The following is a 19210-nucleotide window of genomic DNA, read 5'->3' on the forward strand; positions in this document are numbered from 1 at the left end:
AATAAAAAAACCTCTCAGCTAAGGAGAGGTTTTTTTACAACCAGCTCCTTATCTGTCAGCATAATGCTGCGAGAATTAGCACCGTGCCTACATAAAGTAGATCGGTTGCCGGGTTTCATCGGGCTCGTCCCTCCACCAGCTCTTGATAAGAAGTATTTGGAAATGTTTAAAATTTTTGATAACTGAATTTTGACAGAGAATTTTTACGTTGTCAATGGTTTTTTGAAAATTTTTAATTTAGCAATTCTATAAACTGCTTCTTGAAGACGTTCCTCTGAATGTAATAAGCCAACGCGAATATAACCTTCCCCGTGTTTGCCAAAACCGATACCTGGGGCGACGGCGACATGTGCTTGGTTTAATAGTACATCAGCAAATTGCTCTGACGTATAGCCATCTGGAACGGGAAGCCATGCAAAAAAAGAACCATTTGGTGAGGCGACATTCCAGCCGATAGAGCGACAAGCAGTAATGAAAGCATTTCTGCGAGATTCATAGCGTTCTACGAGCTCATCGACACAAGTTTGCGGTTTTAATAACGCTTCACAAGCAGCTTCTTGTACGGCACCAAAAATACTAACATACATATGATCTTGTAATAAGTTAATCGTTTCAATGACACTTTCATTTCCAACAGCAAATGCAATGCGCCACCCGGCCATATTATATGTTTTTGATAACGTATAAATCTCAATGCCAACATCTTTTGCTCCATCGACTTGTAAGAAACTAAGCGGTTTTTTAGCATCAAAGCCGATGGCACCATACGCGAAGTCATGACAGACTAAAATGTTATGCTCGTTCGCAAACGATATAGTTTCCTCAAAGAATTTTGTTGTTGCAACGGCTCCGGTCGGATTGTTTGGATAGTTTAAAAACATTAATTTTGCTTGTTTAGCAGTTTGTGCATCAATCTTTGTATAATCAGGTAAAAATTGATTTTTTGCTAGCAGTGGCATTGTAGCAATCTTTGCTTTTGCTAAGGCTACGCCTGATAAATAATCTGGATAGCCTGGATCAGGAACAAGGATTGTATCACCTGGATTCGTAAAACAAAGTGGTAATTCAACTAAGCCAGCTTTCCCACCAAATAGAATAGCTACTTCTGTTTGTGGGTTTAATTGTACACCGTATTCACGCTCATAAAATGTAGCGACAGCCTCTTTTAAATTTTCATGTCCTCGAAATGGTGGATATTTATGGTGAATAGGGTGTTCTGCTGCCCGTTGTAATGCTGTTACGATGTGTGTTGGTGTTGGCTGATCTGGATTTCCTTGTCCTAAGTTAATAACATCATGACCAGCTTGCATTACTCCATTTACTTTTGTGACAAGAGAAGCAAAAAATTGTGTTGGTAATGATGTTAATATCTTGGAAGTTTGAAAATGTTTCATACTTTCCACCTCTTTTGAAAATTGTTACAATTATAGTGACAAATAATATAATTTTTCCAACTTTTTGTAAAGGAAAAAATAAAAAGGAAGAAGGGAGAAAGTAATGAAAATTGCTTGTGTTCAAATGAATATTACTTTTGGTGATGTTGAAAAAAATATAGAACATGCCGAAAAAAAAATAAGCGAAGCAATGAAGGGAAATCCAGATGTTATTGTATTGCCAGAGTTATGGACAACAGGTTATGATTTAGAACGTCTTCCTGATATTGCTGATCTAGATGGCAATTATACGAAATGTTTATTATCAAAGTGGAGTAAGCAACATGGTATAAATATTGTCGGTGGTTCGATCGCAAAGCAGACAGAGAATGGTGTTACAAATACGATGTATATTAGTGATCGAAATGGAAAAATTGTGGCTGAATATAGTAAAGTGCATTTGTTTCAACTGATGGATGAGCATAAATATTTGATTGCTGGAAATGAAACGGGGCATTTTCTATTGGAGGATATACCGTGTGCAGGAACAATATGCTATGATATTCGTTTTCCAGAGTGGATGCGTATTCATACTGCACATGGGGCAACGGTATTATTTGTTGTAGCAGAGTGGCCGCTTGTTCGTTTAGCACATTGGCGATTATTGCTTCAAGCAAGGGCGATTGAAAATCAATGTTATGTTGTGGCGTGCAATCGTGCGGGGAGTGATCCTAATAATGTATTTGCAGGCCATTCACTTATTATTGATCCTTGGGGAGAAATTGTTACTGAGGCTGATGAAACAGAAACGATTTTGTATGGAACATTAGATATAAAGAAAATTTCTGAAGTACGTAAAGGGATTCCTGTTTTTTTTGATCGGCGTCCAGAATTATACACATAAAAAATGTTGACAAACAAATTTTATTCTTGGTATAGTCAGAAACAGAAACGAAAAATTCAGACAACTATATACTCTTATCAAGAGCAGGTGGAGGGATTTGGCCCGATGAAACCCAGCAACCGACCGTAATACCATTGTGAAATGGGGCGCATGATTGGCGCCTAGTAAGGCACGGTGCTAATTCCAACAGAAAGAGAGACTTTCTGATAGATAAGAGGGGAGAAGTGAATCTTCAAACCTCTTTCGCTGTAGAAAGGGGTTTTTCTTATGATGAAAAGCCCTGATATATTGAGGGGGAATCAAAGTGGGATACAAGCAGTTAACAGAAAAAACAGCTGTGACATATGCGAAAGAGAATGGGTATTTTTCAGAAGGGACAGTAGTTACTTGTGAAGAAATTGGTGATGGGAATTTAAATTATGTGTTCCGTCTACATGATGGGAAGAAGGGGCTCATTCTTAAGCAGGCTCTTCCATATGCAAAGGTAGTAGGAGAAAGTTGGCCGCTATCTTTACATCGTGCAACAATTGAGAGTCATGCGTTGCAAATTTTTGCGAAATATGTACCAGAATATGTACCGGAAGTATATGGACACGATGGAACGTTAGCGATTATTGCTATGGAAGACTTATCGGCATTAACGATAACGAGAAAAGGATTAATAGACGGAGAAGATTATCCGTTATTATCTCGGCATATTGGGCGTTTTTTAGCCCATGTTCTTTTCTATACATCAGATTTTGGATTAAAATCAGAAGAAAAAAGAGTGTTAGATAGTCAGTTTGTAAATCCAGATTTATGTAAGATTACAGAAGACCTTGTATTTACTGATCCATTTGCAAATTATGAAACAAACGACTATGAAGAAGAATTACAAGATATTGTTGACGAACTTTGGTGTGATAAAAATTTGAAGCTAAAAGTAGGACAGTATAAATATAAATTTTTAACAAGAAAAGAAGCATTAATCCATGGTGATTTACATACGGGAAGTATATTTTCTTCCTCTTCCGAAACGAAAGTGATTGATCCAGAATTTGCAACATTTGGTCCACTTGGATTTGATTTAGGTCAATTTATTGCGAATTTATTAGCAAATGCATTGTCGCGTAAGGAGAACAAGCGCAACGTAATATTTTTTCATATTGAACAAACATGGAGCGTTTTCGTAGAAACATTTACAAAACTATGGATGCTTGAAGGTGTGGAAGCATATACGCAAGATAAGCAATGGTTACCAATTGTACTACGAAATATTTTCAAGGATGCTGTTAGCTTTGCGGGATGTGAGATGATACGTCGTACGATTGGCTTAGCGCATGTAGCAGATTTAGATGAAATTCCTCAAAAAGAAGTGAAGTTGCTAGCTAAACGACATGCATTGCGTTTAGGAAGAAAGCTACTTCTACATGAAACAGAAAATGCGGATGCTCGTTTATTCCGTATACTATTTGAGTCTATTGTTTTTGAAAAGGAATTGAGGGTATAAGTAGGAGTGCCATGCACTGTTATACAGAATAAAATATAATTTGCATTTGCTTGCTCCCTTTGTTTTAAATCTCGCATGTGGCAGGAAGAGGCCCTGACCGCTTCAATGCATGGCCAGACGCTCTCGTCCTCCCTTAAAAAGAACGTGGTTTTTATGTCGGTTTTTCAATTTGCATTTATATAGTTTGTTTTTAGTTACCACTTTTTTGCCTCTCTGCTTATTTATAATAAGAAGGGAGGAGACATCGATGGAGGAATGGATATCCGTTATTGGCAATGTTGGTTTTCCAATTGTTGTGACGCTATACTTGCTGCATAGAATTGAAAGTAAGTTAGATAGCGTTATTGTTGCGATTGAGAAGTTACCAAAGCAAATGCAAAGGTATGAATCTCCAAAAGAAAATATGTACATGCAAATTGAAAAAACGACGTAACTACTCAGTCACTCTATGAAAAACCGATAGAAAAGCATTTTTTTAAGTGGTCGAGAGGGACTGGCTATGTATAGTAGCGGTCAGGGCTTTTTCCTGCCACATGCCAGGTTTGAAACAAAAGAAGCAGGCCAGTAGCCAGCATGTTGTATTCTGTATAGTTGCGATTTGTATGTTAAAAAATCAAAGTGGATTTATATATGTAACAGAAACGGATTGTGTGAATAGGCACAATCCGTTTTTAAAATTGATATAGAAGAAGCATAGTTTATTGAATTTCACTGTGCAGTATAACCACCGTCAATGACAACAGCTTGTCCTGTAATCCCTTTTGCTTTTTCGCTTGTTAAAAATAAGGCGTAGTCTGAAATTTCTTCTGTATGTAATAATCGTTGTTGCGGTACAAGCGGGTAAATGACATCTTCTAGTACATGTTCAAGTGGGACATTTCTCGTTGTAGCTAAATCTTGAAGTTGGTTGCGAACAAGCGGTGTATCAACATAGCCAGGACAAAGTGCATTTACGGTAATGCCATGTTCAGCTCCCTCTAATGCTGCGACTTTTGTAAGTCCGATTACCCCGTGTTTGGCGCTATTATATGCAGATTTTCCTGCAAAGCCAACGAGACCATTAATAGAGGCGATGTTGATGATGCGCCCGTATTTTTGCTTTTTCATAATAGGAAATGCATGTTTTATTGCAATAAACGGTGCAATTTGCATAATTTTAATAAGCATTTTAAACTTTTCAGTTGGGAAATCTTCAATTGGAGAAACGTATTGCATGCCTGCATTATTAATTAATACATCAAGTGAACCAAATCGTGTAACCGTTTCAGAAATAGCTTGTTCAATCTCACGTTCTACTGTTACATCACATTGCATTCCAAATACTTTATACCCTTCGTTCTCTAATTGTTTCACTGCCTCTTGTACTCGGTCCTCTAACCGATCCGTAATCATTACAGTTGCGCCTTCTTTCGCAAAAGCTTTTCCCATTTCATATCCAATGCCACTTGCTGCACCTGTTAAAAATACAACGCGATTTTTAAACATTTTTTATTCCATCTCCCCTATGAATATAGTTAGCTCTACTGCTCTATTTATAGAAACAAAGTAGAAAATCCTGCAATCTTTTGGAAAAAATACGCAAGCTATCTTGCTTTGCAAAATACTGTTTGCTATACTATTTTGTAAAGCAAGATACTTATACCTATCTATCTTATAAAACAAGGTAGAGGAAGGATTTGAATTATGTCGACAAGTCAAATGTTAAAAGGTATTTTGGAAGGATGCTTACTTGCCATTATTTCTGAAGGAGAAATATACGGATATGAAATGAGTGAAAAACTGGCACAGTATGGTTTTACAATGGCAAGTGAAGGAAGTATTTATCCACTATTAATTCGCATGCAAAAAGAAGAATTGATTACAAGTACGATGAAAGAATCACCATCTGGTCCAAAGCGAAAATATTACACATTAACAGAAAAAGGTGAAGGTGCACTAGATGATTTCATGGAACGGTGGGAAGCGATGCAAAGTAGTGTGCAGCGTTTGTTAGAAGGTAAAGGGAGGAAACGATAACGCTGACATGATGAAAGTAAATCAAAAACAAGTAATCTAAACGAGGGAGAGTATCATGCAAGTTTCTAAAGAAGGCGAAAAGTTTTTAGTTGATATGAAAGTATACTTATTAACAAAAGGAATAAAGGAAGGAGATGTAAATAACTTTATAGAAGATGCTGAGCTTCATTTAATAGAAGGAGAAAAAGAAGGAAAGACGGTAACAGATATTTTTGGGGATTCTCCGAGAGAATATGCGGAAGAATTGGCTGAAGAGATGGAAATTGATAAGAAAGAAAATTGGAATTTACTAATTTCTTTCGTGATTGCAACGGCAGCTTATTGGATGATTCCAGAACTTGTATTTCGAAATGCAGGGAAACCATTCACTGTATCACTTATTAATTTAATTGGATATCCTATCATTTTATTCTTGATGATAGCAGGGATGATTTTTGCTTTTCGTAGCTCTAGTTTTCAAAGTAAATTGAGGGAGTTTTCTATTATATATGTAGTAATGGCTGTCATTCCAATGGTTTTACTTGTTGGATTAATGCTGCTTAATAAACAGTATGGTACAGCATTTTTCTCTTTATCCTCGATTCAAAGTTATATTCTTGGTTTCTTATTATTTGCAGCAGCTATAATAATTAATTTTCGTTTAAATAGCTGGATGGGGGTATTAACATTATTTGTTTTGCTTTTTATTATGTTTGTATTTGAATACTTTAAAATTAATAATACGGAATGGGGAAATTTAGAGCCAATTGTGTCGTATGGAAGCTTAGTACTGCTTATGATGTGGGATTCTAAACGTCAAAATATTGTGCAGAGATAGTTAAGATAGGAAAGAGTTAGAGGTTTTCAAAACAATCAAAGTAGTTTCTAGAAGATACAGGAGCGTATTTAACGGTAAAAGGAATAAAAGAAGATATAAAGTCTTTTGGGGTAGAAGAGAGGAATTACTCATATAAATTCATGGTGGTTTTTCAACATATAGGTCGCTGCTATGCAGGATACAACATGACCTGTACTCGTTTTCTTCTTTTGTTTTCAGCTTTGCATGTGGTAGGAAAAGGCTCTGACCGTTTCTATGCGCGGCCAGATGCTCTCGTCCCCCTAAAAAGAAAGGAGTTTTTATGTCGGTTTTTTAACTTGTATATATAGAAGTACCTGCAACAATTACTTTTTTTCTTTACGCAATAAAGGGCTTTGTAAAGATAATTCTCTTTGAGTATTTGTTAATAAGGAATCTATTTGTGATTTATGAGGGGGAGGAACGATATAATGCATAAGATTTGTAGGAGAAGGATGGTGTTCGGAACCGTTTGGACACTCGGGATCTGCATTTGTAAGCTTGTCCTGTACACGTCGTGTGAATAAAATGTGACCAAATTCGTGTGCAAGTGTGTACATGTTCCTCGAAGCTGAAGCGGCATTTGTTAATACAATGTAACCTTTAATTTGTGTGTGAATGGCTAAAGAATAGGCGCAAGCGATAATGGATTGTTCTTGAAAATAATTACTGCCGATATAACAAATATAAATATCACATTGCGAGGCAAGTTCCCTGCACTCAGCAAATAAAGAAGTCAACTTTGGTTGTGATTTTAGCGAAGATACATAACTAATCTCACCATCATGAAAACGATATGGCTCATCTAGTACGTTGACATCCTTAATTTTAAATACGATAGGATGCCAAATATATTCAGCAATTGCAATATCTTTAGCAATACGTTCTTTATCAATATGAGATCCGGGAGTAATGCAAATACATATGTTAACATAAGGACGCATAGGAGGCACCTCAAATATAGTGAATTTTTCTGTCTGGATAAAAAGGAAATGAACTTAACGATTGAAAAAAGGGGGGATAAATGTTTTTAATGTATTTATATTATTTTTTTGTCGAACTAGGTAGGGAGAATATTCTTTATTTGATAAGAGTTGCGGAAGTATAGCATCCTCTTTATTTAGTAAACTGCTAAAATTTGTGATCATATGTGAGAACTGTTCATCAGTAATCATACCACTCGAGTGCCAATAACACATCATTGCATAAGCAAGGGAACTTGTATCGACGTTTACGTTCACATTAACATTAGAATTTCCGCTGTTTGAAATTTCGGAGCTATTTCGCCGCATGGTCAACCCTCCTTACAAAAATAGGCTACTTTTAGTAGCCTATTCATTTAAATTATTTTTGTTTTTGTTTTGGCTTTGGATTCGGATTTGGCTTTGGTTTTTGTTTTGGCTTTGGTTTTTGTTTTGGCTTTGGCTTTGGATTCGGCTTTGGTTTTGGAATTGGTTTTGGCCTTGGTTTTGGAATTGGTTTTGGAATTGGTTTTGGTTACTCTGCTGGGATGGAGTAGCATTATTTAATGCATTCGTTAAGAATGGAAGCAGGGCTGCTAATAGTTGGTTTGTAGCATCTGTATTCGATTGCCCTTGTCTCTGATTCTGTTCTACATCAGTAGGCTGCCGATTAGAAGAAGCTGTTTCAGAATCTATATCAGAGTCTACATTTAAATTTACGTGGGAGTTTCCACTATCTGAAATTTGAGCAACGTTATGATTGTGTGCATGTCTTTCTGTTACTTCGTCTGGGGGATCGGGCTGAGTATACTGGAGTCTTTTTCGATCGCGATCGTGATTACTATAAGACAAGAAAATCCTCTCCTTTAGTAGCTACATAAAATGTCTATACGATACTTTATGTAAAAAGAGAGAAAGTGTATGGACAAATGAACCATCACTTTGAGTTGTTTTTTATTTTGTTATAACGTGAGTTAATAATAATTTATTATATTTACATGAATTTGTGAAAAATTTTAATACAAAAATAGGGGCATTTGTATTAGCAGCTGTGTTTCAGATAAAGGATTTGTTCATTTTCTCTGAAACTTGAGGATGGGGCTTTACTATTCGTAAATAGCAGAATAAAAAAATGATGAAAAGAAGTCAGAAAATAGTCAAACTTCGACACGCTTATATATCCATTTTTTGTTATAGTAAAAAGAAAAGGGGGAAAAAACATGTATACACTTAAAATTGTTTCAGACCGTGAAGCTATTTATCAATTTGCGAGTTATGCTCAAGTTGTACAAGGGGTAGAAAATGTATATGTGGAAGTGGGTGAAACGTTGTATGAGCCCCCGCTCATGAAGTTTTATGTTCATGTCTCCGTCAAAGAAGGGTATGAACACGGAAAAGCATTGCGGGAAATTGCACGTTTAGTAGAATTAGGACGTTTTACATATGTACATTACCGAGATGAAGAAATTGAAAGAGCATTTGAAGACGTAAAATATGAAAGTCATATAGGCTAGATAATGTAAGAGGAAGGGGCTAATGTGAGTTAGCCTCTTTTGTGTGAATAAAAATATTTTATATGTATCAAACAAATAAAGAAGGAATTTTGCTATTATAGGAGGGGGAAAGAAAGGGGAGTTACATAATGGGGTATATACAGGAGCTAAGGGAATTAGTTGGAACAAAACCACTTATAATAGTAGGATCAGCAATTATTGTTTTAAATGAAAAGAATGAAGTATTATTACAACTTCGTTCTGACACAGATGATTGGGGATTGCCAGGGGGAGCAATGGAGTTAGGAGAAACAATTGAAGAAACAGCAGAGAGGGAATTAAGAGAGGAAACTAGTTTAAAAGCAGATTCCTTACAGTTTCTCGGTGTGCTCTCTGGTCAAGACTTATATTATCGTTATCCTCACGGAGACGAAATTTATAATGTAATCAATGTATTTCAAGCGCATCATGTGTATGGTGAAATGAAATGTGATGAAGAAGGATTGGATATTCAATATTTTCCGATTGATAAGTTGCCGAAATTGAATACAACAACAGAAAAAATTCTTCAAAAATTTTTATTAGCATTAACAGAATAGAAGGAGATAAGTATCCTTCTATTTTAATTTTATTAAATATTTTTATTTTTTAGTTACTTTCTAATATAATAGACATAGATATGCATCTTATGGTATTTCATCCGAATTTTACTAGGATACATAAGAGAGGAGAAAGTACACGATGCGTAATGTAGTCGTTACAGCGGCAGTTCGTTCACCGATTGGAACATTTGGAGGAGCTTTCAAAAATGTAAAACCAACTGAACTTATAGTTCCTGTATTGCAGGAAGCTGTAAAAAGAGGCGGTGTGTCGCCCCATGAAGTAGATGAAGTGATTTTAGGTCACTGTATTCAGCGAACAGATGAGGCAAATACAGCAAGAACAGCAGCTCTTATGGCGGGATTTCCTGATACGGTTACTGGTTACACAATTCAGCGTCAATGCGCTTCAGGTATGCAGGCGCTAATTTCAGCCGCAATGCAAATTCAATTAGGTGTAAGTGATGTTGTTGTTGCAGGGGGAGTAGAAGCGATGAGCTCTAGTCCGTATCTATTAAAAGAGAACCGCTGGGGACAACGACTACAACATGGAGAAATTCGTGATATGGTGTGGGAAGTGCTAGAAGATCCAATCCATCATATTATGATGGGAGAAACTGCGGAAAATCTTGCCAAGCAATCTGAAATTTCTCGCGAAGAACAGGATGAAGTAGCGCTGTTAAGTCATCAACGTGCTCTTCATGCAATCGAAGCGGGTTATTTTGATGAACAAATTGTGCCGATTACGATAAAGGAACGTAGAAAAGAGATTGTCGTTTCTAAAGATGAACATCCTCGTGCAGATATTACGTTAGAAAAACTTTCGGGTTTAAAGGCAGCTTTTCGCAAGGGTGGCACAGTAACTGCTGGAAACGCATCAGGTATTAATGACGGAAGTGCAGCGTTAGTCTTAATGAGTGAAGAGAAAGCGAAAGAAAAGGGGCTGCAACCATTAGCGAGAATTGTTGGATACTCTGTAGCAGGCGTAGATCCTAAAATTATGGGAATTGGGCCAGTTCCAGCAATTCAAAAAGGACTGCAAAATGTAAATTGGTCGGTAAATGATGCCGATTTATTTGAAATTAATGAAGCATTTGCTGCACAATATTTAGCAGTAGAGAAAGAATTAGGCTTGGATCGTGAAAAAGTAAACGTAAACGGCAGTGGAATAGGTCTTGGTCATCCAATTGGATGTACAGGAGCACGTATTACAGTAAGCTTGATTCATGAATTAAGAAGACGAGGATTAGAAAAGGGTATTGCTTCTCTTTGCGTCGGTGGCGGTATGGGAGTAGCGTTATTTATAGAAGCATTATAATAACAAAACCAGCTAGTGTATCTACTAGCTGGTTTTGTTTATGAACGGAAGAGATGATGAAATAGTCTTTCGCGATCTTCAAAAAAGAGTTTCATCGTTTGATAATGTTCGGTTTCTTCTAACGTAATTTCTTGTATTTTCTCTTGATGTAAAGAGTACATAATCGCGTCTGGATATGCCATTAAAATCGGGGAATGTGTAGCTATAATAAATTGTGCATTTTGATTAATGAGCTCGTGCATACGAATTAACATGGAAAGTTGGCGCATTGGTGATAAGGCAGCTTCAGGCTCATCTAAAATATAGAGTCCGTTACCAGAAAAACGGTTCATAAATACAGAGAAAAATGATTCACCGTGGGACTGTTCGTGGAGGGAAGTACCCCCATAAGAGCGAATAGCATCAATTTCATCAATATAAGATGCAACATTATAAAAAGATTCCGCACGAAGAAAAAATCCATCTTTCGGTTTTTGTAAACCTTTTCTGAGTATGAGGTATTCATGCAAGTCAGAATGAGAAGCGTTTGTCGAAAAACGAAAATTTTTTGTCCCTCCCTCTGGGTTGAATCCCCATGCAGTGGCAATTGCTTCTAATAATGTTGATTTTCCTGTCCCATTTTCTCCTATAATATAGGTAACCTTTGGATGAAAGGACAAAGATTGTAATGAATGAACAACAGGCAAGGAAAAGGGATATACAGAAAATGATGGGATTTTGTCTTTTTTTAATAAAATCGTTTGCAAAAAAGGTTGTTTCTCTAGCAATATAAGAACCTCACTTCAAAGTAGATTATATTTCTAAAGTAGCAGAAAAGCTAAGCGATAGACAACTTATGTAAATACAAGTTGAAAAACGAACATAAAAATCCCTTTTTTAGGAGAGAGAGGATCTAAGCATGCATAGCAGCGACTTATATGTCAAAAAATTCAAATGGATATATATATAGTATAATAGTACATGCAATGATAGTTTCATAGTATGTACTGACAGGAGAAGGATTATGAAAATATGGAACGTATTTTGTATTTTATGTAGTTTTGTCATCATTTTAAGTGGTTGTACTCAGCAGGAAAGAGTGAAGCAACCGAAGAAGCAGGCCATTCCAGAAACAGATGAGTATGGTGGTATACAATTAACAAAAGTAGGACAAGAGATTAAAGAGAAAAACTGGGGTACTTTAACGTTAGAACAAATCAAACATGTAAATGAAACATTTATAGTTGGAACGATGAAAATTTATGTAGAAAATGTAAGAGTTATTACATTATCAAATATGGAACCTGAAACAAAAGAGACGTTGAAAATGTATACAAAATTAACTCCGGAAGAAGTACAACACCGCTTAGGAGAGACACTGGAGCAAACAGAGGCAGAATTATATGCATCACTAAGTGGACAAGATATTGGTGATACTGCTAAATATCTTGAAATCACATATAAGGTTGAAAATGCAGGCGACAAAGAGATGCAGTTCTTTTCTATGAATGATGTAACTGTAAATGAAAAGCAACAATTTCATGTGCCAACGAAAAACTTCTTATATGCAGAAGATACGCTTGTTGGTACAAAAAGTGTAACGAGAGAGGATTATAGTTCTGGAGAAACAAGGGAAGGGTTAATCGGTCTTTTATTAAGTGACAATAATGAAAAAGTAAAAACGATTTCTTTTACAACAGATATACTTGCAATAGGAGACATACATGAAAAAATTGCAGAACCACAAACATTTACCATTTCACTATAATAGTGAAATGGTTTTTTCATTGTTATATAAATACAAATTTAAAAAATCGACATAAAAACCCTCTTTCTATTTAGGTGGGCGAGAGCATCTGGTTATGCATAGAAGCGGTCAGGGCCTTTTTTCTACCACATGCGTGATTAAACAAAGGGAACAAGTGAGTACAGGTCATGTTGTATTCAGCAGAGCTAAACAAAGATGTCGAAAAATTACAATGGATATATATAGTAGGATAGGAAATATGTCGTTTTATAGAGAATTTATATTTATATAGTGTTTAGTTTAGTAGGGAGATGAAAAAATGTATATTGTCAAAGCTAATGTAAATGATGCAAAAGCACTCGCACATGTTCATGTTGATAGTTGGAGAGAAACATATGAAGGGATTATGCCAAAAGAAGTGTTAGATAAAAAATCGTATGAGCAGCGAGAAGGACTATGGAGAAAAATATTACAAGAACAGCAATCGCATGTTTATGTTGCTAAAACAGTTGCCGGAAAAATAATCGGTTTTGCAGATGGTGGGAAAGAGCGAACAGGTAGTTATGAATATGAAGGAGAGTTATATGCGATATATATTTTAAAAGAATACCAGCGTAATCAACTGGGGAAAAGATTGCTAAAAGCGGTAGCAGCGGATTTATATAAGAATGGCTATCAGTCTATGCTTGTTTGGGTAGTAGCAAATAATCCCTCTAAATATTTTTATGAAGCAGTACAAGGTTCTTTTATAGATGAGAAAAATATTGAAGAATTGCACGTAAAAGAACTTGCATACGGTTGGAAAGATATAAAAATTCTTCTTATATAATACAACTCCCCGCTCGTTTTATCATTTCATGAATATAATGAAGTGAATAGAGTGAAAGGAGAGACAATCCGTGAGAATGTTCACGGTTTTGGCTGGATTTATTATAGTCGCTTGCTTTCAAATAGGTTTCTTATATATGTTACAACGAATTGAGCAAATATCTCCTATGTATCTTCTATGTGAATTTATATATATAGTAGTACTATTTGGATATGGAATGGGCAGTGCACATTATTTTTATAAACATAAGAAGTATATATTTATAGTCGTATTTATCTTTTTCTACATCTGGGGATATTATAGTTACAACGATAGTGTTCAAGGCATTTTGCAACTGCATATTGTATCGATTCAACAGGCATTGCAATTATTATTTTGTATTATGTTTGGAGCTATTGTTTATGGAATGTTGTTTTATAAAGAAAATACGGAAAAAAAGGTCAAATGAAATATTTTCATTTGACCTTTTTTTAAGATTCTTGTTTTGCTTTCGTAAAGTAAGTTTTTACGTTCTGTAATTGCAGTTGTTCTGAGATGCGAAATTCTTGTTTTTGTTCGTCAAATTGTTTTTTTGTATAGGGACCAAACCGGCGGTTATTTTTTAAATCGATAATCCAATAATTCTCTTTTGCTTGATTGGTGAGAGAAGCATCAGGATTGTTAGGATCATCCGTTTGTTCCATTTGTTTTGCTAAAATATAAGCGTCATTCCAGGCAATTTCTACAATTTTTGCTGGGATATATTGAGAAGCATATAGGGCATCTGACTTTGGGAATAGTTCTAGTGCATCACCGCCAACGTTAATGAGCTCATATTCATCGCTAACGCTGTAATGAGATTGATTATAATTTGTTGCACAACTAGCTAGAAGTATGAAAGAGCAGAAAATGATGAATCGTTTCAAAATGAGCTCCTCCTTCAGAAATGTGACTGATACATATTGTACAGGAAAAGAGAGTAAAACACCAATTTATGAGTTGTTTACAACTGTTTTTAGACATGATACGATGAAACAGTTAATATAGGATAGAAAAAGGAGTCGACACAACATGAAGCTGAAAATACATCGTCCAGCGATCGTTATGAATCGCATAGGGGCTGCAATTATCGATATGTTTTTCATTTCTGTTCTGTACGGTGCTGTTGTCTCAATTACAACAGGGAACTATAAAGCGATTTTGAATCGTTTTAATGTGAGTTCAGGAGATATTCGTTACGATCTTGGACTTGTATGTTTATTAATGGCGCTTTATTTTATCGTTCTACCATTTATTTGGAATGGATATACACCAGGGAAAAAATTCACACGTACAAAACTTGTATCACTTACAGATGAAAAGTTAACGTTAGGAATATTAACAATGAGGTTTATTGTATTGTTAATACCAAATATCTTATTTCTTGGAATCCCAGCATTATGTAATATATACATAATGCTGTTTAGAAGTGATAATAGCGGTTTTCATGATCTCATAGTAAAAACTAGAGTTATAAGTATTGTATAGAAAAGAGAAGCAGTTGCTTCTCTTTTCTAATTACTGTAAAATTTCTTTTGCAATAATTGAGTAAAAGAAATTTTACAATAAAATTTTTGTTAAGTCTAAATTTTTACAAAATTCGATACTTTTAATTGGTATAATAGAATTTGTATAGGACAGGCATCTCCTATATAGTACCCTCCATATTGGTGGCGCGTCACGGAAAGGCGCGCTTTTTTTATTTATAATAAAGAGTAATAATTTTATATTGGGGAGGAGCGAACTGATGGGAGGAAGTTTATTATTTTGGGGAACTCTTATTTTTGTCGGTCTAGCTTTTGATCCATATAATAGTAAGAAAAAAGAGAAAGTTCAAAAGTAAACGATTACATCTTATATATCTATCTTTTCCTGCTTGCAGATGTTTTGAAAAAAGGAGTATACTGTGACGGTAAGACTAACCAGAAGGAGTAATGACGATGAAGCTAGCAGGAAAAATTGTCGTTGTAACAGGTGGTGGCATCGGTATTGGCCGTAGCACGGCTCTTTTGTTGGCAGGGCGAGGTGCAAAAGTAATTGTGACAGATATTGATGAGGAAAGCGGACAAGCAACAGTCGAAGAAATTGTAGAATTAGGTGGAGATGCAATTTTTGTTACTCACGATATGAGTAAGCAAAGTGATTGGCGACACGTTTTAGAAGTTGCACTTGAAGTCTATAATAGGGTTGATATGTTGTTTAATAATGCTGGATTATATAAAATAGATCCAATTTTTTCTCATGAAAAAGAGAACGATTCCACTACACTTTGTATAAATGACGTCTGGATAAAAATAAAACAATTGACGTCATCTTTTATGAAGCAGCAAGAAGAAATAATGTTAACAGATTTACCGATTTCTGGTGTTATAGGAGCAAGGCAACAATCGTTTCAGACAGCAGAAGTAGTATTATAATGGAAAACCGTCCATGAATATGGACGGTTTCTTTGTATTTAGCGAATGCGGTTTTCGGTTTTTACATCAAAGAAGTGCGCTTTATTCATATCAAAAGCAAGCTGGATTTGATCACCATTTGTGAAAGTATGTCTCGCATCGACACGTGCTGAAAAATCTTGACCTCCAAGTTTCATATATAAAATAGATTCTGCGCCTAATAGTTCAGCAACATCGATTTTTGTTGTAAATGTTGTATCTTGTGAAGCTTCTAAAAATAAGAGTTCATCATGAATATCTTCTGGGCGAATTCCTAAAATAACTTCTTGATTGCTGTAGCCTTGTTCGCTTAGTAGTTTCATTTTTCCTTCAGATACTTTAATTTTTATCTTATTGTCTATTACAAAGTGAGTCCCTGTTAACTGACCACGGAAAAAGTTCATCGCAGGAGAGCCAATAAATCCGCCAACGAAAATATTTTCTGGTGTTTCATATACTTCTTTTGGTGTTCCAATCTGCTGTATTTTCCCATCTTTCATAACAACAAGGCGCGATGCCATTGTCATAGCTTCTGTTTGGTCATGTGTTACATAAATAGTTGTTGTCCCAAGTTTTTGATGCAGCTTAGAAATCTCTGAGCGCATTGTTACACGTAATTTTGCATCAAGGTTTGATAATGGCTCGTCCATTAAGAAAACCTTTGCATCACGAACAATGGCACGTCCTAATGCAACACGTTGTCGTTGTCCTCCAGATAATGCTTTTGGTTTTCGATTTAAATATTCTTCTAGTCCTAAAATACGGGCTGCATCTTTCACGCGGCGATCAATTTCATCTTTTGTTATTTTACGAAGCTTTAAGCCAAATGCCATGTTATCATAAACACTCATATGCGGATAGAGTGCATAGTTTTGAAAGACCATTGCAATGTCGCGATCTTTTGGAGGAACATCATTCATTACTTTGCCATCAATTGAAAATTCACCTTTTGAAATATCTTCTAAACCAGCGACCATTCGTAATGTTGTTGATTTCCCGCATCCAGATGGACCAACGAATACGATAAACTCTTTATCTCGTATGTGTAAATTGAAATCTGTTACTGCTGTTACATTGTTATCATATATTTTGTAAATGTTTTCTAATTTTAGTTCTGCCATAACTTTTCCCCCTAGCAAAAAAAGTGTGCAAACGTTTTCTTTCGTTTTATTATAAATGAAGGCATGAAAAAAAGAAATAAAAAAATTAAAACGTTTTCATGTTTTTTGAAAGCGTAGTTTAAATATTGTGTTCTTAGTATTAGCAGGGCGCTGGTTTTACAATTATTTGATAATAGGAAAGGTGTAAGTCTGTTTTCATTTTATTTAAAATCTGTTATCATTCACTAATGAAAACGTTTGCGCCTATTTGTAATTAAATAATGAAATGGGGTAGCATGATGAAGAAACAGTGGTGGAAAGAAAGTGTTGTATATCAAATTTACCCTCGCAGCTTTATGGATAGTAATGGTGATGGTATTGGTGATCTTCGCGGAATTATTTCAAAGCTTGATTATTTGCAAGAACTAGGCATTGATGTAATTTGGTTATCGCCAGTTTATGAATCTCCAAACGATGATAATGGTTATGATATTAGCGATTATCGTAAGATTATGAATGAGTTTGGGACGATGAATGATTGGGATGAATTGTTAGAAGAAATGCATAAACGTAATATGAAATTAATGATGGATTTAGTTGTCAATCATACTTCAGATGAACATCATTGGTTTGTTGAATCTCGGAAATCAAAGGATAATTCATATCGAGATTATTATATTTGGCGTAAAGGAAAAAGTGGAAAAGAGCCAAATAACTGGGGAGCTGCTTTTAGTGGATCTGCTTGGCAGTATGATGAAACAACAGATGAATATTATTTACATTTATTCTCAAAAAAGCAACCGGATTTAAACTGGGATAATGAACGTGTGCGTAAAGAGATTTATGAAATGATGGAATTTTGGCTTGAAAAAGGGATTGATGGTTTCCGTATGGATGTCATTAATTTTATTTCAAAAACAGAAGGGCTCCCAGCTGTTGATACCGAAGAAGAAGGATATGTATCAGGGCATCAATATTTTATGAATGGACCTAATATTCATACGTATTTACATGAAATGAATCAAGAAGTGCTGTCTAAATATGATATTATGACAGTTGGTGAAATGCCAGGTGCAACAACGGAAGAAGCTAAACTTTATACAGATGAAGAGCGTCAGGAATTACAGATGGTATTTCAGTTTGAACATATGGATTTAGATTCTGGAGAAAACGGTAAATGGGATGTGATACCATGCTCACTCCTTACGCTAAAGCAGAATTTAACAAAGTGGCAAAAAGCATTAGAACATATAGGATGGAATAGTTTGTATTGGAACAATCATGATCAGCCGCGTGTTGTCTCTCGCTTTGGTAACGATACAACTTATCGTATTTCGTCAGCGAAAATGTTAGCGACGGTACTTCATATGATGAAAGGCACTCCTTATATTTATCAAGGTGAAGAGATTGGAATGACAAATGTCAAATTTGCTTCAATCGATGAGTACCGTGATATTGAAACACTGAATATGTATCACGAAAAAGTGAATGAACGTGGTGAGAATCCAGAAATAGTAATGCAATCTATTTATGTGAAAGGCCGCGATAATGCTCGGACACCGATGCAATGGGAAGACAGCGAACATGCTGGGTTTACAACGGGTAATCCGTGGCTTCAAGTAAATCCTAATTATAAAGACATCAATGCGTGGCAGGCATTACGTGATCCAAATTCAATTTTTTATCACTATAAGAAATTGATTGAGCTTCGTAAAAAGCATGAAATCATTGTGTATGGTACGTATGATTTAATTTTAGAAGATCATCCATCTATTTTTTCTTATGTAAGAACATGGAAAGATGAGAAATTAGTTGTGATTGCGAATTTTACTGAAGCTTCATGTGTATTTGAATTACCGAAAGAGATAACATATAGTAATTTAGAGTTATTAATCCACAATTATGATGTGCAGGATGAATCAATTGAAAATATTGTTCTACAACCGTATGAAGCACGGGTGTACAAATTGAAATAAGCAATATATAACTAGGCAATAGAGAGGCTTTGAGATTGTGTAAAAAGAGGGTTATGTTGGTACATAAAAACGACACGTGGCTTGTAAATGATGAGATACAACACATCTCAGTTTTTAGAGAATAGTTGCCGGACATG

At 35.5% G+C, this 19210-nt stretch carries 23 protein-coding genes and 2 riboswitches; of the genes, 15 read left to right on the forward strand and 8 right to left on the reverse strand.

Translation table 11 applies throughout. The features are described 5' to 3' along the window. Positions 1-45: 45 nt before the first annotated feature. Positions 46-152, reverse strand: a riboswitch (SAM riboswitch). Positions 153-203: 51 nt separating this feature from the next. Further along, a complete protein-coding gene (locus ACIGHG_RS04150; RefSeq protein ID WP_396547318.1) occupies positions 204-1394 on the reverse strand; it encodes a pyridoxal phosphate-dependent aminotransferase in 1191 nt (396 codons plus the stop codon). 103 nt (positions 1395-1497) lie between these two features. Here ACIGHG_RS04150 and ACIGHG_RS04155 point away from each other — a divergent pair, with 103 nt between their 5' ends. From ACIGHG_RS04155 to ACIGHG_RS04165, 3 genes are all read left to right on the forward strand, one after another. Continuing rightward, the gene (locus tag ACIGHG_RS04155) at positions 1498-2277 is read left to right on the forward strand and encodes a carbon-nitrogen family hydrolase (RefSeq protein WP_336473550.1); all 780 of its coding nucleotides are present in this window, start codon (positions 1498-1500) and stop codon (positions 2275-2277) included. A 71-nt stretch (positions 2278-2348) separates the two neighbouring features. Further along, positions 2349-2494, forward strand: a riboswitch (SAM riboswitch). 87 nt (positions 2495-2581) lie between these two features. Further along, on the forward strand, positions 2582-3766 hold the full coding sequence (gene mtnK / locus ACIGHG_RS04160) for an S-methyl-5-thioribose kinase (protein WP_336473549.1): 1185 nt from the start codon (positions 2582-2584) through the stop codon (positions 3764-3766). Positions 3767-4013: 247 nt separating this feature from the next. Further along, a complete protein-coding gene (locus ACIGHG_RS04165) occupies positions 4014-4199 on the forward strand; it encodes a YvrJ family protein (protein ID WP_090914175.1) in 186 nt (61 codons plus the stop codon). A gap of 275 nt (positions 4200-4474) precedes the next feature. On the opposite strand, the gene ACIGHG_RS04170 is transcribed toward ACIGHG_RS04165, so the two are convergent. Further along, positions 4475-5251, reverse strand: a complete 777-nt coding sequence (locus tag ACIGHG_RS04170) for a 3-hydroxybutyrate dehydrogenase (RefSeq protein ID WP_336473548.1) — start codon at positions 5249-5251, stop codon at positions 4475-4477. A gap of 198 nt (positions 5252-5449) precedes the next feature. On the opposite strand from ACIGHG_RS04170, the gene ACIGHG_RS04175 reads away from it, so the two are divergent. Next, on the forward strand, positions 5450-5782 hold the full coding sequence (locus ACIGHG_RS04175) for a PadR family transcriptional regulator (protein WP_336473547.1): 333 nt from the start codon (positions 5450-5452) through the stop codon (positions 5780-5782). A gap of 55 nt (positions 5783-5837) precedes the next feature. After that, positions 5838-6599, forward strand: a complete 762-nt coding sequence (locus tag ACIGHG_RS04180) for a DUF1129 domain-containing protein (RefSeq protein WP_336473546.1) — start codon at positions 5838-5840, stop codon at positions 6597-6599. 344 nt (positions 6600-6943) lie between these two features. Here ACIGHG_RS04180 and ACIGHG_RS04185 read toward each other — a convergent pair whose 3' ends face one another. From ACIGHG_RS04185 to ACIGHG_RS04195, 3 genes are read right to left on the reverse strand one after another with little or no spacing between them, the layout of a single operon-like run. Beyond that, positions 6944-7561, reverse strand: a complete 618-nt coding sequence (locus ACIGHG_RS04185) for an ImmA/IrrE family metallo-endopeptidase (protein ID WP_396547321.1) — start codon at positions 7559-7561, stop codon at positions 6944-6946. 54 nt (positions 7562-7615) lie between these two features. Beyond that, positions 7616-7909: a hypothetical protein gene (locus ACIGHG_RS04190; RefSeq protein ID WP_090914183.1), complete on the reverse strand. Its 294-nt coding sequence runs from the start codon at positions 7907-7909 to the stop codon at positions 7616-7618. A gap of 39 nt (positions 7910-7948) precedes the next feature. Continuing rightward, positions 7949-8431 (reverse strand): hypothetical protein, encoded by a 483-nt coding sequence (locus tag ACIGHG_RS04195; protein ID WP_396547323.1) that lies wholly within the window; start codon positions 8429-8431, stop codon positions 7949-7951. Positions 8432-8799: 368 nt separating this feature from the next. Between ACIGHG_RS04195 and ACIGHG_RS04200 the strand changes: the two genes are divergently transcribed. The 3 genes from ACIGHG_RS04200 to ACIGHG_RS04210 all read left to right on the forward strand — a co-directional run bounded on the left by ACIGHG_RS04200 (position 8800) and on the right by ACIGHG_RS04210 (position 10989). Next, the gene (locus ACIGHG_RS04200) at positions 8800-9093 is read left to right on the forward strand and encodes a DUF3928 family protein (protein ID WP_336473544.1); all 294 of its coding nucleotides are present in this window, start codon (positions 8800-8802) and stop codon (positions 9091-9093) included. A 128-nt stretch (positions 9094-9221) separates the two neighbouring features. Next, positions 9222-9671: an NUDIX hydrolase gene (locus tag ACIGHG_RS04205; protein ID WP_336473543.1), complete on the forward strand. Its 450-nt coding sequence runs from the start codon at positions 9222-9224 to the stop codon at positions 9669-9671. A 142-nt stretch (positions 9672-9813) separates the two neighbouring features. Continuing rightward, on the forward strand, positions 9814-10989 hold the full coding sequence (locus ACIGHG_RS04210) for an acetyl-CoA C-acetyltransferase (protein WP_396547326.1): 1176 nt from the start codon (positions 9814-9816) through the stop codon (positions 10987-10989). Positions 10990-11027: 38 nt separating this feature from the next. On the opposite strand, the gene ACIGHG_RS04215 is transcribed toward ACIGHG_RS04210, so the two are convergent. Next, positions 11028-11756 carry an AAA family ATPase gene (locus tag ACIGHG_RS04215; protein ID WP_336473541.1) on the reverse strand — a complete coding sequence of 243 codons (729 nt, stop codon included), beginning with the start codon at positions 11754-11756 and terminating at the stop codon, positions 11028-11030. A gap of 233 nt (positions 11757-11989) precedes the next feature. On the opposite strand from ACIGHG_RS04215, the gene ACIGHG_RS04220 reads away from it, so the two are divergent. The 3 genes from ACIGHG_RS04220 to ACIGHG_RS04230 all read left to right on the forward strand — a co-directional run bounded on the left by ACIGHG_RS04220 (position 11990) and on the right by ACIGHG_RS04230 (position 13992). Beyond that, positions 11990-12736, forward strand: coding sequence for a hypothetical protein (locus tag ACIGHG_RS04220; protein WP_396547495.1), 747 nt, complete (start codon positions 11990-11992; stop codon positions 12734-12736). 298 nt (positions 12737-13034) lie between these two features. Further along, a complete protein-coding gene (locus ACIGHG_RS04225; protein ID WP_396547328.1) occupies positions 13035-13544 on the forward strand; it encodes a GNAT family N-acetyltransferase in 510 nt (169 codons plus the stop codon). Positions 13545-13614: 70 nt separating this feature from the next. Next, positions 13615-13992 (forward strand): hypothetical protein, encoded by a 378-nt coding sequence (locus ACIGHG_RS04230; RefSeq protein WP_336473538.1) that lies wholly within the window; start codon positions 13615-13617, stop codon positions 13990-13992. A 22-nt stretch (positions 13993-14014) separates the two neighbouring features. On the opposite strand, the gene ACIGHG_RS04235 is transcribed toward ACIGHG_RS04230, so the two are convergent. Further along, positions 14015-14449 (reverse strand): DUF3997 domain-containing protein, encoded by a 435-nt coding sequence (locus ACIGHG_RS04235; RefSeq protein ID WP_090914198.1) that lies wholly within the window; start codon positions 14447-14449, stop codon positions 14015-14017. Positions 14450-14594: 145 nt separating this feature from the next. Between ACIGHG_RS04235 and ACIGHG_RS04240 the strand changes: the two genes are divergently transcribed. The 3 genes from ACIGHG_RS04240 (at position 14595) to ACIGHG_RS04250 (ending at position 15979) form a co-directional block, all read left to right on the forward strand. Continuing rightward, positions 14595-15050, forward strand: coding sequence for an RDD family protein (locus tag ACIGHG_RS04240; protein ID WP_336473537.1), 456 nt, complete (start codon positions 14595-14597; stop codon positions 15048-15050). Positions 15051-15309: 259 nt separating this feature from the next. Next, a complete protein-coding gene (locus ACIGHG_RS04245) occupies positions 15310-15405 on the forward strand; it encodes a flagellar motor protein (protein WP_396547331.1) in 96 nt (31 codons plus the stop codon). Between the two features lie 97 nt (positions 15406-15502). Beyond that, entirely contained in the window at positions 15503-15979 is a 477-nt protein-coding gene (locus ACIGHG_RS04250; RefSeq protein WP_336473536.1) for an SDR family NAD(P)-dependent oxidoreductase, read from the forward strand. A 38-nt stretch (positions 15980-16017) separates the two neighbouring features. Here ACIGHG_RS04250 and ACIGHG_RS04255 read toward each other — a convergent pair whose 3' ends face one another. Next, complete coding sequence (locus ACIGHG_RS04255) at positions 16018-17118, reverse strand: ABC transporter ATP-binding protein (protein ID WP_336473535.1); 1101 nt, start codon at positions 17116-17118, stop codon at positions 16018-16020. 278 nt (positions 17119-17396) lie between these two features. On the opposite strand from ACIGHG_RS04255, the gene ACIGHG_RS04260 reads away from it, so the two are divergent. Then, positions 17397-19073 (forward strand): glycoside hydrolase family 13 protein, encoded by a 1677-nt coding sequence (locus ACIGHG_RS04260; protein WP_396547497.1) that lies wholly within the window; start codon positions 17397-17399, stop codon positions 19071-19073. Positions 19074-19210: the final 137 nt, after the last annotated feature.

This window comes from Bacillus sp. NPDC077411, assembly GCF_044543425.1.
GTDB classification, from domain to species: domain Bacteria; phylum Bacillota; class Bacilli; order Bacillales; family Bacillaceae_G; genus Bacillus_A; species Bacillus_A bruguierae.